The organism is Paenibacillus sp. FSL R5-0486 (genome assembly GCF_037975155.1).
Classification (GTDB): Bacteria; Bacillota; Bacilli; order Paenibacillales; family Paenibacillaceae; genus Paenibacillus; species Paenibacillus amylolyticus.
The window spans coordinates 568,260-583,681 of record NZ_CP150237.1 but is presented as its reverse complement, the minus strand read 5'-3'; the positions used below and the strand labels follow the sequence as shown (position 1 = coordinate 583,681).

The 15,422-nt window shown below is 48.5% G+C and carries 13 protein-coding genes; 5 read left to right on the top strand and 8 right to left on the bottom strand.

Features of this window, described 5'->3' with window-relative positions:
- Positions 1 to 181: 181 nt before the first annotated feature.
- The gene (locus tag MKY01_RS02750; protein ID WP_339285279.1) at positions 182 to 2,059 is read right to left on the bottom strand and encodes a rhamnogalacturonan lyase; all 1,878 of its coding nucleotides are present in this window, start codon (positions 2,057 to 2,059) and stop codon (positions 182 to 184) included.
- Between the two features lie 307 nt (positions 2,060 to 2,366).
- On the bottom strand, positions 2,367 to 3,422 hold the full coding sequence (locus MKY01_RS02745; RefSeq protein ID WP_339285278.1) for a lactonase family protein: 1,056 nt from the start codon (positions 3,420 to 3,422) through the stop codon (positions 2,367 to 2,369).
- Between the two features lie 235 nt (positions 3,423 to 3,657).
- Here MKY01_RS02745 and MKY01_RS02740 point away from each other — a divergent pair, with 235 nt between their 5' ends.
- Both MKY01_RS02740 and MKY01_RS02735 read left to right on the top strand, forming a co-directional pair.
- A complete protein-coding gene (locus tag MKY01_RS02740) occupies positions 3,658 to 4,518 on the top strand; it encodes an AraC family transcriptional regulator (RefSeq protein WP_339285276.1) in 861 nt (286 codons plus the stop codon).
- A gap of 145 nt (positions 4,519 to 4,663) precedes the next feature.
- A complete protein-coding gene (locus MKY01_RS02735) occupies positions 4,664 to 5,347 on the top strand; it encodes an S-layer homology domain-containing protein (protein WP_339285275.1) in 684 nt (227 codons plus the stop codon).
- A gap of 184 nt (positions 5,348 to 5,531) precedes the next feature.
- Here the strand turns inward: MKY01_RS02735 and MKY01_RS02730 are convergent, their stop codons facing one another.
- Positions 5,532 to 6,158: a nitroreductase family protein gene (locus tag MKY01_RS02730; RefSeq protein WP_076329674.1), complete on the bottom strand. Its 627-nt coding sequence runs from the start codon at positions 6,156 to 6,158 to the stop codon at positions 5,532 to 5,534.
- A 263-nt stretch (positions 6,159 to 6,421) separates the two neighbouring features.
- Entirely contained in the window at positions 6,422 to 6,886 is a 465-nt protein-coding gene (locus tag MKY01_RS02725; RefSeq protein ID WP_047840338.1) for an Rrf2 family transcriptional regulator, read from the bottom strand.
- 430 nt (positions 6,887 to 7,316) lie between these two features.
- Between MKY01_RS02725 and MKY01_RS02720 the strand changes: the two genes are divergently transcribed.
- Positions 7,317 to 8,048, top strand: coding sequence for an MBL fold metallo-hydrolase (locus tag MKY01_RS02720; protein ID WP_339285273.1), 732 nt, complete (start codon positions 7,317 to 7,319; stop codon positions 8,046 to 8,048).
- Positions 8,045 to 8,617, top strand: coding sequence for a TetR-like C-terminal domain-containing protein (locus tag MKY01_RS02715; RefSeq protein WP_036607476.1), 573 nt, complete (start codon positions 8,045 to 8,047; stop codon positions 8,615 to 8,617). The genes MKY01_RS02720 and MKY01_RS02715 overlap by 4 nt, the downstream gene beginning before the upstream one ends.
- Positions 8,618 to 9,683: 1,066 nt before the next feature.
- Here MKY01_RS02715 and MKY01_RS02710 read toward each other — a convergent pair.
- Genes MKY01_RS02710 through MKY01_RS02700 form a run of 3 tightly spaced genes read right to left on the bottom strand, consistent with a single transcriptional unit; the run spans position 9,684 to position 13,446 of the window.
- Entirely contained in the window at positions 9,684 to 10,814 is a 1,131-nt protein-coding gene (locus tag MKY01_RS02710) for a hypothetical protein (RefSeq protein WP_339285271.1), read from the bottom strand.
- Positions 10,815 to 10,868: 54 nt separating this feature from the next.
- A complete protein-coding gene (locus MKY01_RS02705) occupies positions 10,869 to 12,311 on the bottom strand; it encodes a glycosyltransferase family 2 protein (RefSeq protein ID WP_127547799.1) in 1,443 nt (480 codons plus the stop codon).
- Complete coding sequence (locus MKY01_RS02700) at positions 12,292 to 13,446, bottom strand: HEAT repeat domain-containing protein (RefSeq protein ID WP_127547802.1); 1,155 nt, start codon at positions 13,444 to 13,446, stop codon at positions 12,292 to 12,294. Before MKY01_RS02700 ends, MKY01_RS02705 begins: the two co-directional genes overlap by 20 nt.
- Positions 13,447 to 13,663: 217 nt before the next feature.
- Between MKY01_RS02700 and MKY01_RS02695 the strand changes: the two genes are divergently transcribed.
- On the top strand, positions 13,664 to 14,149 hold the full coding sequence (locus tag MKY01_RS02695; RefSeq protein WP_036607484.1) for a cytochrome c biogenesis protein CcdC: 486 nt from the start codon (positions 13,664 to 13,666) through the stop codon (positions 14,147 to 14,149).
- A gap of 120 nt (positions 14,150 to 14,269) precedes the next feature.
- Here MKY01_RS02695 and MKY01_RS02690 read toward each other — a convergent pair whose 3' ends face one another.
- A complete protein-coding gene (locus tag MKY01_RS02690) occupies positions 14,270 to 15,283 on the bottom strand; it encodes an NADP-dependent oxidoreductase (protein ID WP_036607487.1) in 1,014 nt (337 codons plus the stop codon).
- Positions 15,284 to 15,422 lie beyond the last annotated feature (139 nt).

Below are 15,422 nucleotides of genomic sequence, written 5' to 3'. Positions count from 1 at the left end.
TATAATAAAGGCAGTCTATATACCTGTCAAACGTTTTTTCCGATTTTTACCGGATTTCTGGCCTATTGGTAAAAAAAAGAGGAACAACGAACCAGCGTCCGTTGCTCCCTTCAGCGAATCCCATACTTCGCTGGCTATTGAAAACATGAACGGAATTGGACAGCCACACCTTATCCACTCCTCATCTGCCTGCATACCGGATATTGGGTACCGGTGGTGTGCTCATGCCTTCTCCCAGATAAAAACCGGTGTGTGGCGGTTGATTGTAGGCTACATTTTGCCAAGCGACACCAAGACGGTACACCGGATCATGCATCAGCGTATAGATGCGTTTGTCCGTAACTGCTGTTGTGGTATAGATCCGCAGTGCTGAACTGTCATTCGTCCGCCATACCACTTCCTCTCTCCAGTCCCCGAACAGATCGGCCTGCAGATTCGGCGTAGACTTGGTTCCGTTATTGGAAGATACGCCGGAAGCGGTGAGCAGGTTCATCGTTGTGCTGTCAGCATAGTTCCACTTATCGATTCGGTTGCTGTCCAGCAGTTCACGGAGCAGATCCCCATCCCACCAGATACCAAAATTCGTGGAGGACGGCAGGGTTGTCCCGAGTTTCTGCCCTTTGGCTGTATACAGACTGCCGTCTGCCCATACTTCAGCGCCTTTATATCTTGGATCAATATCTGCCGCCATGCCGCGTCCGATATCCTTTGTTGTTTTGACTCCCCAGATTAACTGGCCTGTACCTGCATCCCGGAACTCCACTCCAGCATTGGATGGTGTCTCATGGACCTGAAATACCTCAAGTCCAGGGCGGTCCGGGTCGAGGTCACTCAAATGCATGGCATCGCCATGATGAAGCCCTGTTGTGTACAATCCTTTGCCGTTGTCATCCACTGCCATGGCACCATAAACGATCTCGTCTTTCCCATCTCCATCTACGTCCGCCACACTCAGATTATGATTGCCCTGCCCGGCATAACCCGAGTTACCGGAGGTATTGGAATCAAATGTCCATTGTTTGGTCAGCTGTCCATTCCGCCAGTTATAAGCCACGAGCACTGTGCGGGTGTAGTACCCACGCGCCATGACCAGACTTGGGCGCTCTCCATCCAGATAAGCAATGGCGGCAAGGAATCGGTCCACCCGATTGCCGTAGTTATCCCCCCAACTTGATACATTGCCACGCGCCGGTTCGTAGTTCACCGTGGAGAGCGCTTTGCCAGTCTGCCCATTGAAAACCGTCAGGAATTCGGGACCAGACAACACATATCCGCTAGAATTGCGGTAATCCTTGCTTGCATCCCCGATGACCACGCCAGTGCCATCCTTGGTGCCATCGGCTGTTTTCATCGCAACTTCGGCTTTGTCATCACCGTCGAGATCGTACACCATGAACTGGGTGTAGTGAGCACCCGCTCGGATATTTTTGCCCAGACTAATCCGCCAGAGGCGTGTTCCGTTTAATTTGTAGGCATCGATAAACACTTCCCCTGTATAACCGCTCTGGGAGTTATCCTTGGAGTTGGAAGGGTCCCACTTCACAATCAATTCATACTCACCATCACCATCCAGGTCACCTGCACTGGCATCATTGGCACTGTAGGTGTAGGCTACTCCATCGGGCGTTGTCCCACCTGCAGGTACACTGAGCGGTACAGATAGATAGTTATTGCCCCATACGCTTGCAGCCGCTGAAGCAGCTTGCTCCGTTCCACTGACGACAGCGCGAACCGTATATTTGGAACTGCTCGTCCCGCTTGCATCCTGAAGGTTGGTGCTGTTTGTTATGGGCGTAGGGTTCACCTTGGTTCCATCCCGATAGACGTTAAACGATACATTCGATCCTTCCGTTCCCAGAAGCCGCCAACTGACAAACACACCTGTCCCGGTCTTCACAGCCACCACACCGCGATCCAGATATTCCATCTGCCTTGCTCCCGCTGCATGTGTTACCGCCGTGCTGCCAAGGCCAAGCGAAGTAACCAGTAACGCGGAACTTAGCAGTGATACTCCGGCTGTACGTAATGTGCGCTTCCACAATGATGATCGATTCCCCATAAACAATTGCCTCCCCAATTGGTTTGGTAAGCCCGATGCCCTTGTAGCGCCATCTTTTTATGTAAGCGCTTTAATATATTCATTTTAAATTAAACATATAATTCCATCTATAGGTCTAATTTAGTAATTGGATGGTGGTACATGAAAAAAACCAAAGGATTTCTCCTTCGGTTAGCCGTTGCCCATTCGACTGGAGTCGCAATCAACTGACTCACGGATATGGGACGATTCCCATGTTCGCATAAAAAGCCTAAAAAAGCTGTAAAACCATGTGTTTCTCCATGATTTTACAGCTTATAGACCACTTTTATACCACAGGCGCAATACATACCGGACGAGGCAGTTCTAGCTTGAACCCGTTATGCGTCAGACGTCCGTCTTCTTCACTGATCTGGAAACCTACGAGGTTATTGCTGTCCTGATTCGCCACGACCAGAATCCCACCTGGCAAAATATTAAAGTTACGCGGTGTCTGCCCAATCGTGGACGTCCACTCTACGGCTTCCAACTTACCGCTCTCTTGGTCAATATGATAGAGCACGATGCTGTCATCTCCCCGATTGGATGCATACAGGAAACGTCCACATGGAGATACACGGATGTCTGCAGCCGTACCCTCTCCTTTATGCCCTTCTGGAAGTGTGGAAATGTGCTGCACCGTAGTGAACTCCCCTCTGCGCTCATCGTACAGGAATGCCGTAACCGTGTTGTCCAATTCGTTGATCACATAAGCCCACTTCGAGTTGGGATGGAACACAAGATGCCTTGGCCCTGCGCCTGGTGGCTGATCCATCTCACGATGGGTAACCAGACGTCCCTCTTCCAACCGATACACAATGATCTGATCCAGACCGAGGTCACATACGACAGCATACTGTCCCGACGGATCGGGTTGAATGGAGTGTGCATGCGGCCCTTCCTGGCGTTCTTCGTTGATTCCACTTCCCGTGTGCTCCACCCATGCACTCATCTCACCAAGCGTCCCCTGATCGCCAACCGGGAATACATTGACACTGCCGCTGCTATAGTTGGATGAGAACACCCACTGACCATCCTTGGAGACAGACACATAACATGGAGAAGCCCCTCTGGTCTGTTTTCGATCCATCAGGTGTAGCTCACTCGTTGCCGCATCTCTCCGATAAACCAACACCTCTCCCTCGTCCGTTTCACTCGCCACATACAGACAGTTTCCATCCGGGCTTAGCGCCAGATAAGACGGATTATCCACACCATCCATGTGATTGACGATTCGCATCTCTCCTGTATCCGCATTCAACGCACATAGGAATATTCCGGGTTCATCCGCTGACGCATACGTCCCTGTGTAGAAAAGCTTTTCCTGTGTTGTGACTGGTTCCATAACTAAATCTCTCCCTTATCTTGTATATTCACTGTTCTGATTCTTCCCACTGGTATGTACTTACCCAATTCACGGGCAACTGCTTCACTTCCTGTAACGTGGCTTTCTAAATCGAGAACACCTCCGGTGAGCGCTCTCATATCTGGCATTGACTCCCTTATCGTCTCTCACCATAATACAAAGTATGAGACCTAACAACAGACCACCCCTACTGCGTAAATCTGACGGATTTCGTATGCAAAAACTCATTGTGCTGCCGGACTCCCTGTTGCAAGAAACCGCAGCTTATCCGGTCACGTCCGGATTATATGTTACCGATATCGGTTACTTTCACGAAGCGGAGCATCATTACCGTGATCGTCCCGATGGTTGTGAATCACACATTCTGATGTACTGTGCCCAAGGCACAGGCTGGTATACGATGGATGGCAGCAAGACTTATGATGTCAGCCCGGGAAACCTCGTTATATTACCTGCACATGTCCCTCATGTGTACGGAGCCAACGCAGCTGAACCATGGAGCATCTTCTGGATTCATCTGCGTGGGGAACACGCTTTAGACTACATAGAACCCTTGTTAACTCATCATATTACTACCATGCCACCGACCAAGGCTCAGAAATGGCTTGAGCTGTTCCATGAATGTTACGGCGCGTTAGAGACGGGTTACTCCATGCAGACGATGACATATGCCTCCCAGATTATCGGTTATATGCTTGGTATGCTCGCTTATGGACCGGAGACGACAGGAACAGATGGTGGGATCGTGAGCAGCAAACGTGCGGCCGAACAATCCGTTCAATATATGCTGAAGCACCTAGAGAATGGAATCACCCTCAAGGAACTGGCAGCTCACGCGCGGCTGTCTGTCCCTCATTACTCTCAGTTATTCAAGCAAGCTACAGGGCATTCGCCCATCGATTATTTCCTGCGGCTGAAGATTCAGCATTCCTGCCGCTATCTGGATTTTACCGATTGGACCGTGAAGCAGATCAGCTCCGAGCTTGGATTCAAAGACCCGTACTACTTCTCCCGTCTGTTCAGCAAAATGATGGGACGTTCACCCACGGATTATCGAAATAAATCCAAAGGTTAGAGGCAGTGCCTTCACTTAGCCCTATCTGAATGATTATGAATTCAGTTGGAAAATTCCAGCAACCTTTTGAACAGAAGGGTCGTCTATAGGGGCAAATAACTTTTATATAAAGGGATCATCCCTAGAAAAGTGAGGCGAGCCTATCATGAAAAAAAATATACTTGCTACATTAACTGCGGGAGCTCTGCTCACGCTGTCTCTAAGTGCAGGCCCGATCAACGCTGCGCAGGCCCAATTCACGGATATTCAAGGTATCGCAGGCGCAGACAAAATCGAATCTCTCCATAAAGATGGATTCATCAAAGGTGTGAGTGACAGCTTGTTCAAACCTGAACTGGAGTTAAATACCGCTCAGGGCATTCAACTGATTGCGGACGGCCTGAATCTGAATCTGGACACGATTCGTTTTATCAAAATGCCGGTACCAAGTGACTACTTCTCTGCTGTAAAAGATGGCGTATGGTACAGTGATGCATTTATCCGTGCACAATATAATGGCATTCAGATGTCACAGAATATCGATCCGTCCAAACCGCTTACTCGAGAACAATTCACACTGTTCCTGATGCAAGGCATCGAGGCCAAAGGCGGTCTGCCGATGATTAATATCAAACCTGTGGACATTACCGACGAACAGGAACTTACGCCAGAGTATCAAGGTGCCATTCAGCGTTCACTCGTTCTCAAAATCAATGAACTGGATGCCGACGGAAACTTCAATCCCAAACAAACGATTACTCGCGCCGAAGCAGCAGTGATGATGTATAACGCAATCGAGTACATGGAATCGTTCCATGCACCACAAATCCCGGAAACACCTGAGAAGTAATCATTTCATGATGGAAGCTAAGAACTCACTTGAGTGGTGAATCCGCTCGATTGGAGTCACCGTGAGTGGACTTTTCCATACAACCCCAATATGCCAAACGGCCGCACCTTCCCTCAACAGGAAAATGCGGCCGTTTGTATTATACCTATATCACTGATGCAATCATCAGATTTAACTTTCTAACTTAGAAAGAACCTTTAACAACTACCTCAGACAACGGTAAACGTCCTGACGGACGAGCTGGCTGTGCAGCTTTACCTACAGTAATCAACAATGTTGGCACAAATCGTGCAGGAATGTTGAATGTTTCCATCAGTTTTTGTGGATTATATCCACCGATTGGACATGTATCGTAACCCAGGGAGCGTGCAGCAATCATAATATTTTGGGAAGCAAAAGATGCATTGCGGATCGCTTCATCGCGAGCGATTTGCGGGCTTTGGTAAGCACCGTTGATCTGTCCAACCAATGCGTCACGAACCTCAGCAGTCAGTGCGCCTGCTTCAACAGCTTGATCGTAGATTACAGTGTTACGGTTTGCTTCCAAATCTCCAAGAACAGCAATCGTAACCGAACTTTCCACGATCTGACTTTGACCGTAAGCAACTGGCAGCATTTTCGCTTTGTCTGCTTCGGATTCAATCACGAGGAATCTCCAGTGTTGCAGGTTCCATGAAGATGGTGCTTCCGCAGCTGCTGTCAGAATCGCATTGAGATCAGCTTCAGGCAATTCAAACCCTTTTTCGTACTTTTTGACAGCATGGCGTTCGCTAATAACGCGAAGTGTTTCATTTTTTTCAATGCCTGACATGTGTTCCACTCCCCAGAATCTAGTTTGTTTATACTTCTTTTACTTTCGCAAGGTGATCTCGAAGTTTACTCTACCAGGGATTTTCCTTCCGAAAATAACATCAGCGCAGATAATCTCTCCTCATCTGTGTTCAGGTTATGCCCGGAATCGCCTGAGAACATCAATGGATCTTTCACCGGAGCATACGCCCATGCCGTAACTTGTCCACCATGCCTGACTAAACCAAGACCCTATTCATGGAGGAACATTCGTTGTGGACTCCGTCAGGACTTCTCCTTTGCAGATAATCCCTTCAGCGATAAGTTTAACGTTTCCCCATGACCTATGCGTTCTTTCACATCCTGAATGGATATACGATCAAAATAAGCGCTGAGCGCCTCTTCGCCTCCGTTATATATGTTCCCCATCACATCCTGCATATTGGAAGATACCACGCATGATGAACCGGACTCCCCTGAGCACCAGTTGGGACCGAGTGAACCACCAGCTACCAGTCTGTACAATTCTCCCAGCTTGATCTCTTCACTTGGACGGCTAAGCAAGTACCCACCATGAGCACCTTCCTTGGTCGTCAGGTAACCATGCTTGCGCAGAACACTAAGTACCTTACGGACTCTGGCCGGGTGTGTACCCACACTCTGGGACAAATCTTCACTATTGGCCATACACTCATCTCTCATCGACAGAAAAACAAGACAATGCACCGCTATGGTAAATTCACTGTTCATAACTTACTCCTTCCCGGCTTACAACACCGATGAACTCCAACTCAAGGTAAGTATAACTGTCATTATATGAATAACAGTTATGTTTGTCAACTTTCACCCAGCATGGAGATCAAACGTGATTTTTCCTGTTATACCAATACTTACAGCTCATCAACACAATTAAGCTAGGATTAACATCCCGTCTTCATTTTAATCCAAAAAGAACAAAAAAGTGAGCCTTCCGCTACGCGAAGGGCTCCAATAAGATAGACATATGAAAGGGCTTACGTGATTATTATAATCGGTAATCTCCAATTTGAAAACGCTTTTTTTGTAAAGTGCATCATTATTTTAAATTTTTTTTATTTAAATAAAATGAACAACAGGTATTGCTAAAACTAATCCCATTAGTTATTATACTAATACCATTAGTTTTAAGGAGGGTTTAACGATGCGTATTACCCGAGAATTTGATGTCGTTCAAGTTACGTTTTTCCCAAGACTCTTCCCTGTGAACGTATACCTGGTTGAAGAGGAAGATGGTTTAACCCTGATTGATGCCGGAATACCGGTCAGTCTTAAGGGGATTTTGGCAACTGCCCAGTCCCTTGGAAAACCCATTACCAAGATCATTCTGACTCACGCTCATAGCGACCATATTGGTGCGTTGGATCGTCTCAAAGAGGCACTGCCTCAAGCCGAGGTCTTCATCTCCAGACGAGATGCCCGGTTACTGGCGGGTGATACTTCCCTTCTTCCCGGTGAGCCACAAACCCCGGTACGCGGCGGCGTGCCTAAGCCCAAAGCGGTGCGCACCCAGCCAAACCACTTGCTGAATGACAGTGACCAGATTGGTTCACTGGTCGCCATTGCCTCATCAGGACATACGCCGGGGCATATGTCCTTCATGGATACGCGCAGCCGCGTTCTCATCGCTGGCGACGCGTACCAGCTGCAAGGCGGCCTTGCCGTATCCGGCCGCGTGCGCCCGCTCTTCCCGTTCCCCGCGCTGGCGACGTGGAACCGCGAAGCGGCTCTGGCCAGCGCGAAGCGCCTGGCGGAGCTGGAACCGTCCGTGCTGGCTGTAGGCCACGGACGGATGCTGCGCCAGCCCGCGGCCGCCATGCACGCGGCAACCGCTGATGCACAGCAGCGGTTTGATCTTGCCGGGGGGCAACGATGAGCCCCCGGCAAGGGCTGGATCGCGGCGCTCTTCTCAGCGCCGCCACCCAGCTTGCTGACAGCGACGGCTTTCAGGCGCTGACACTGGCCGCGTTGGCACAGCGGCTGGATGTGCGCTCGCCGTCGCTCTACAACCACATCAGCGGACTTCCCGGGCTTCGCCAGGAAATGGCGCTGATGTCCGTGCAACAGCTTAGCCGCGCATTAACCGCGGCTATCGCTGACCGCACTGGCGATGATGCCATTCAGGCCATCGCTGCGGCATACATTGGCTTCGTCCGCGAGCACCCCGGGCTGTACGAAGCCTCATTTCATGCCCCGGACCGCGAGGAGCCACAGCTCGCCGCGGCCAGCACAGCCACGCTGGAGTTGCTGCTGCACAGCTTGCAGCCCTACCCGCTCACCGAAGCGGAAGCATTGCACGCCGTTCGTGGTTTGCGCAGCCTCTGCCATGGATTTGCCTCCATTGAGGCACAGGGCGGCTTCGGCATGGACTTTGATCCGGACGAAAGTCTGCGTCTGACCGTATCCGCCTTCCTGCACGGACTCCGGCATCTTCACCAGGACTAGTTAAGCCACGCATTGCATCATGAAAAAGGACTGCAGAGGATCTGCAGTCCTTTTTCATTGCCGTGTACTGGGTACATCCCATAGATAGATTTTGACAGTAATAATGTTATAGTTGCGCCAATGACTTTTAACACATTAACATCCACTTTGAATTCATCTTTCATCGGCTTGTGTTCTTTATAATTTCTTTCTTTACAATTTCAACGAACTCCACACGTCCTATTTCGCAGAAAACTGGCTGCGGGACAGGAATAATGAGTATATTCCGTCATTTAACCTGTCTGTGATTCGTTACATTTACCAACGTACCAAATTAGGACAAATAAGATGTGCTCAGTTCGTTAGAATGTGCTACGTACGGTGCTTCAGATCACGATGCCATAGACACTCGTCCACTCATCATATTGGCGCATAAGTCCAGACACACATTGTGTTATGGAGCTAAATACGGAGCGATCATGCTCCAAATTGTATTGATCAAGCGGATGCGGGTACATGACTAGATAAGGATCTTACCTTGCTCGTAATGCACATGGTAGTACATGTTTTATTACTATTCATGTATAGATCACGCTATAGTTTGTGCACACATTGGGGCGATACTCGATACGGAGCTTACCTTGCTCGTAATGCACATAGTGGTACATGTTTTATTAGTATTCATGTATACATCACGCTACAGTTCAGTGCACACATTGTTGCGATTCTAGATACGGAGCTTACCCTGGTCGTGATGCACACTTTAGTACTTGTTTTAATACGTGTCCTAATACGAATCATTTAATAGATCTCACTACATGTACGCCGCAGCGGGATAATTCTTGTTTCGGATCTAGCTACAACTCCCATTGTTCATGGTGGAAAGGGTCTGAAACGTATTCAATCTCCCAGTCCCAGTCCCATTTCACCTGGCAATCTGATCCTTACTTGATCCGCCCTGTCTCTCAACCACACTTTTGCCACTCACAACACGCACTTCTCTATTATGTACATCTCCCGTTCCTCTCGAAAGGTGGAATGGACTTTGGCTTCCCTTTTTCCATCGAAACGGTTCTCGATAATCTATCTATGGCCATTGTTGCCGTCCATCCTGCACTTCATTCAAAATATGCTTCATCACGGGCACGTACACTTTCCAGTAGAACATGTCCGGAATATCTTTCTGATCTGGCGTAAGTTTGGACCGGACGACCTCCCATCCCCGGATTCGGCGCCAGAAGGAATAATGCTTCATCTCTCCAAAGGACCCTGCCATGTAATACGACCGATTATAGTCGTCGTACCGGACCAGTGCAGCAAATTCCGCAGGAATTCCTGCATCCACCAGCTTCTGCTCACCTGTCTCCGTCAGATCCGTCTTATACCAGGCCAGTATGGAGTTCTTCTGTTGCGGCACAATGATATCGAACCAGCCACTATAATGTATATCCTGGGTTATGCCGCTCCAATCACTGCCTTCCGGTGTAAATGCAATCTGTAGATTGCCTGTCTTCACATCCGGACCTTTCGCCAGTACCATGACCTGTCCATCCATATGGATCAGCAACATACCCGCTCCGTGATAAGACCATTTCTTCTTCTCTTGCTGCTCATAGTTCGTCCGAATCCAACGAGGTACTTCTTCTATACTTTGCAGATTAGATACCGATTTCCCTTGCCATCCACTGCTGTCCACACCCAAGATGGGGTATAGTTGCTCTCTTGTCATCTTGGAAGCCGTATTTGCCAATGCACTGTATTCGGCAACAATCGTTACCCCTTTATACGCAGCCTCGCGGATTTTCTGCACATCGTATATCGTTAATCCTTCATAGATTCCGCCTTGTTTCCCTTCACTCTTCTGTGCAGACAGACTACTCCGATTCGCCGTCAGATAGATCAGATCCGTATCTGTCACCTCATCAGGCAGCAGTTGCTTCATCCGTGGAAGCCCGTTCTGAAGATCATAACCGTAATAATCCTCTTCATACGAGTAGTATTCCCCTGTGTGCTGTACAATCTTCTGTTGATTCAGAAGCCAAACCAACCCCTTGTGCCCCTGATAGGACAAGTCCGGTCTGCTCTTGTCAATAATCATGATGTTCAGTGAAACCGGGGCCTGGGATTGCCACATAATCCATGGGACAACCAGCACCACCGATACCACTGTAAAACAAGCCAACGTCCACATCGTGGCTGGCCTGTAACTTTTTTTCATGAAGCGTATTCCTCCTTGCTCTGTTCCAAGGTATTGTCAGGATCGATCGTTAGATTACCCTAATCCATGTCTGCTGTCCTTTTCCTCTGCCTTCCGCAATCCCATAGCCTGCAACATGCCATATATACGGGATATGTTATTCAGCGGTCTGAACCAGAACGTCTCCGTACATGCATACAACAGCAGACGTGTCACCTCTCGGGACGTATATACCTTGCGTGAACACCATATTTCGAACATCACCACACTTGCGGACAACAAGGAACCATAGAGGGTCAGTAGCAGAACGAGAATGATGCATAGGTTAATATCCACCCACTGTAGCCCTATGCCTGCAATGAACAGCACGATCGCTCCCAGTTCCAACACAGGCCCCAACAATTCGATCAAAATAAAATACGGGATGGATACCATCCCCATCCAGCCATAGGCCGGATTGAAGATCATGCTCCGCTGAGTCCATAGACTGCTTGCAAGCTGCATGTGCCAACCGATACGCTGTCTGCACAGCTGATGCCATGTACCGGGTACTTCTACCCTGCAGATCGGATCGGGAATATATATAATACGGCCACGTTCCCGAATCTGCTTCATATGTTTCTGTAACCGCATCACCAGTTCCATGTGAGCGACCTGGTCATCGCGCTTGTAACCTCCAACTTCCAACACCCGGTTCTTTTTGAATATACCGAATACTTCAGACGTAAATAAAAGCACATTAATATTATAACGAACAAGGCCCACACCGCTAATCAGAAAAGCACGCACGTATTCAATGGTCTGCATTACAAACAACGTACTGCCCGTCCTTCTTGCGCCGTTGTCGGTTAAATCCGTTTGATTCGTATTTCTGGAGGCCATGAGATCTACTCGTCCACTACAAGCAACGACCTCTTCTCCTGGGAGAGCATCCATAACGGGCTTCATAATCTTCACCAATGCATCCCGTTCCAGAACTGTCCTGGGTCCAACAGAGGCGATATAAGGATATTGCGAGATATTCAGACCGGCATTCAGGGAGTCCATTCGTCCCCCATACGCCTTGTCGATCACAACCAGACGATGATGTAATCTGGATTGGTAGACACATTTAATCTGAGCCGTCTCCTGACCGAGTCCCGAATAATGAACTTTACTCCGAATGGGCATCAGATCATAGGTTTCTTTTAGACGCCGCATGGTCTCATCCTCTGATCCATCATTAATGATAATAACCTCATAACGTGCATACTGAATATCCAACAGACAGCTGATTCGCTGTACGATCGTATCCTCGCTATTCCGCACCGGAACAAGCAGGGATACCGCAGGAGCCAGTTCTTCATCCAACATCTCATGATATTGCAGCGGGTCCAGATCCCTCTGGCGGATCAATGTGCGAGCGGCAGCAACGACCAGAACACTACACATCACAATCGCTAACACCAGATAGATAAATATCCCCTCGTAACATGCCAAAACAAAACTCCGCAGCATCTCAATCCATCTTTCGTCCATACTGCATCCTTTCCAGCGTTTCCTCCGCTATCTGCCTTGCATATTTATCCGGATGGTTTACAGCCGTATCCCGGAGCTCTTCAAGTCCCTGCTCGTACCGGGCAAGAGAGTTCGCCGCTTCCTGTCGGATCTGAAAAGAAGGATCACCCATCATTACCTTCAGTCTAGGAATAAAAGCATCCGCATGAACAGTACCCATAAGCTGGGTCACTGTTAGTCTTTCAGAGCGTTGCCTCTCCTCACCAGATTCGTTCCATACCAGCAATAGCCCCTTCAGCAACTCTTCGCGACCTCTGCTCACTTGAGCCAATGCCTGATAAGCGAGGGTACGCAGCAACGCATCCTCTCCAAGAATGAGCTTCTCCAGTAGGATAACGGCACCCTCCGTCTGGTCATCCCGAATACGAATGGCATGGACGATATTAGACTGGATCTGGTAAGGTACCTCCTTGAAATGATCCTTCAGACGAGTCCAGGATGAATCGGTAAGCAACAGCAGAATCTGCAGATACTGCGAATCGGACCATACATATTGCTCACGCATCAATTCCTTCACGATTCTGAAATAACCGGTTCTGGCATATATGCGCAATATGATGAAGCGTTCAAGCGGCGTACAGGAAGTAACCCGCAGCATATCCTCTAACCTGGGCAGAAGCTCTATCATATGAAACTGTTCAATATATAACAACGTGTTGACCCGTTCACTCCACTTTCCCGACTTCAGAACCGACCGGTATGAACTTCCAAAGACTTGCCAGGATAACAGACGAATTCGCAGAGTCTCGTGCTCTACCGGACCTTGAGCAAGCCGTTGCAATAACAGCTGCTGCAAAACACTCTGTTGATCTCCACTCATATTCAGTAAGTCAGCTTTCACTTCTCCTTGGCCCAGATACTGCTGTAACACTGAATCTTCGGAAAGTAATTCCTGCATCAGTACCGTCTTAACCTTTTCCCTGTGCCTACTGCTATATTTCATCCATAAGATGTAACTGTAGATAACCAGCAAAAAAGCTAGTACACTTGCACATATGAGGCTGACCACATGTACTAACCAATCTGTATTACCTGCAAGCCACCCTCTATGATGTGAGCCGATAAGCTTGATATACATCCATTGTTGTCCAATCATTGCATGATTTCCCCTTAATCGAATAAACAGCCTTACAACGGGCACAATAATACAAAATTTTCAAATACACCCTGTGAATACATATCGGGTATATGATACACTAAGCTTTCTATCGGCTTTCTGCGTTTGTGATATAATAGGAACTGAAAATTCCGGCAATTCGTATTGGGTTCCGGATCTCCGGATAACATATTATTCCAGAAAGAGGGAGTTCTACGTGGCTCAAATCAGTCCGTACTACCTGCAAATCGGAGCAACCGTGGGCATGCTTGTCATGGCACTGCTTGCCATCTTCATCCGCATGAAAGCCAGTCACAGACCGGTGACCATTCGTAAAATCCTTATTCCTCCGCTCGGCATGAGCACAGGATTTCTCATGTTTGTTGTACCAGCAACACATGTTCCTCTACTCTGGGCATTCTTTGCGTTTCTGGTGGGCTGGTTCCTCTTCTCCTATCCCCTCATTCGCAGTACACGGTTTGAACGAGTAGGTGAAGAAATTTTTGCCACACGTTCTCGCAGCTTTGCTTTTATCTTGCTTGGATTGCTGGCCGTACGCCTGATCCTGCATGAAGTCATTCAGCGATATGTAAGTATTCCGCAAACAGGCGGATTGTTCTTCCTGCTGGCTTTTGGCATGATTGTACGCTGGCGTGTATATATGTACAAACACTACAAAGAAGTGCTGGTCGCCGAACACTAGTCACCCTACATAGACCACGCACAGATTTACAGATAAAAAAGACACGTTCTGCTACACCCTCGGTGTGCAGAACGTGTCTTTTCGTTTTCAACCTAATTGTACATGTAAACCATTCAATATCTATTCAGGATCTGCAACCTTAACCAGTTGCTTGCCCAGATTATCTCCCGAGAAGAGACCCATGAATGCTTCCGGCGTCTGTTCGAACCCGTCCACAATGTTTTCTTCATACTGGATATGACCTTCCTTGATCCATTTCGCCAACTTGGCGCGGCCTTCCTTGAAGGATTTCGTATAGTCACCCAGCAGGAAACCTTTCATTAATGCTGTATTTGTTAACAGCAACGTCTGTGGTCGCATCCCGATATCCGGCTTCTCCAGATTATAAGACGAAATCTGACCGCATAACGGAATACGTGCATTCCGATTGATGTGGCGCAAGACTGCATCCGAGATGTCACCGCCAACATTGTCAAAGTAGACATCTACGCCGTCCGGGCAAGCCCGTTCAATGGCCGCTGACATATCCTGCTCCTTCTTGTAGTTCAACACCACGTCGAAGCCCAGCTTTTCTTTCAAATAAGCGCATTTCTCATCAGAGCCTGCAATACCAACCACGCGTGCTCCCACAATTTTACCAATCTGACCTGCAATCATGCCTACCGCTCCGGCTGCTCCCGATACAACAACCGTTTCGCCGTCCTTCGGTTTGCCGATGTCCTCCATACCAAAATAAGCTGTCAGACCCGTCAGGCCCAGCGCACCCAGGTAAGCCGTGATTGGTGCTTCTTCGGTATCAATTAGCGAAAGATCAGCCGTATTCACTGCGGCATATTGCTGCCAGCCCCACATACCGGATACGAGGTCACCTTTGCGCAGATTCGGTTCCGAAGATTCCACAACCTGTCCAATGGCTCCACCCTTAATCACTTCATTTAACGCGTACGGTGCAGCATAGGATTTTGTATCTTTCATGCGGCCCCGCATGTATGGATCAACCGACAAATATAATGTACGTACCAGGACTTGCCCAGCTTCCGGTTCAGGAAGAGGTGCATCAATGAATTTGAAATTCTCTCTGGATGGGGCACCTTCGGGACGAGAAGCAAGTACGATCTGTTTATTTAAAGACACCAAAATTACCTCCTTGTTGCCAAGTGGACGCAAGGTTAACCCTTGTCAGCTGAGATCACTTACCACTGGCTCTGTGTTATCACTTCTTAATAGTTTAAACCGAAACAGGCGGTTCACAAACGTGGGCCGCCTTGAAATA

Excerpts from the sequence above, each read along its gene's own strand:
- MKY01_RS02720 (WP_339285273.1), top strand. The coding sequence starts at position 7,317 with ATGCGTATTACCCGAGAATTTGATGTCGTTCAAGTTACGTTTTTCCCA.
- MKY01_RS02750 (WP_339285279.1), bottom strand. The coding sequence starts at position 2,059 with ATGGGGAATCGATCATCATTGTGGAAGCGCACATTACGTACAGCCGGA.
- MKY01_RS02745 (WP_339285278.1), bottom strand. The coding sequence starts at position 3,422 with ATGGAACCAGTCACAACACAGGAAAAGCTTTTCTACACAGGGACGTAT.
- MKY01_RS02715 (WP_036607476.1), top strand. The coding sequence starts at position 8,045 with ATGAGCCCCCGGCAAGGGCTGGATCGCGGCGCTCTTCTCAGCGCCGCC.
- MKY01_RS02740 (WP_339285276.1), top strand. The coding sequence starts at position 3,658 with ATGCAAAAACTCATTGTGCTGCCGGACTCCCTGTTGCAAGAAACCGCA.
- MKY01_RS02730 (WP_076329674.1), bottom strand. The coding sequence starts at position 6,158 with ATGTCAGGCATTGAAAAAAATGAAACACTTCGCGTTATTAGCGAACGC.
- MKY01_RS02705 (WP_127547799.1), bottom strand. The coding sequence starts at position 12,311 with ATGGACGAAAGATGGATTGAGATGCTGCGGAGTTTTGTTTTGGCATGT.
- MKY01_RS02700 (WP_127547802.1), bottom strand. The coding sequence starts at position 13,446 with ATGATTGGACAACAATGGATGTATATCAAGCTTATCGGCTCACATCAT.
- MKY01_RS02710 (WP_339285271.1), bottom strand. The coding sequence starts at position 10,814 with ATGAAAAAAAGTTACAGGCCAGCCACGATGTGGACGTTGGCTTGTTTT.
- MKY01_RS02725 (WP_047840338.1), bottom strand. The coding sequence starts at position 6,886 with ATGAACAGTGAATTTACCATAGCGGTGCATTGTCTTGTTTTTCTGTCG.
- MKY01_RS02735 (WP_339285275.1), top strand. The coding sequence starts at position 4,664 with ATGAAAAAAAATATACTTGCTACATTAACTGCGGGAGCTCTGCTCACG.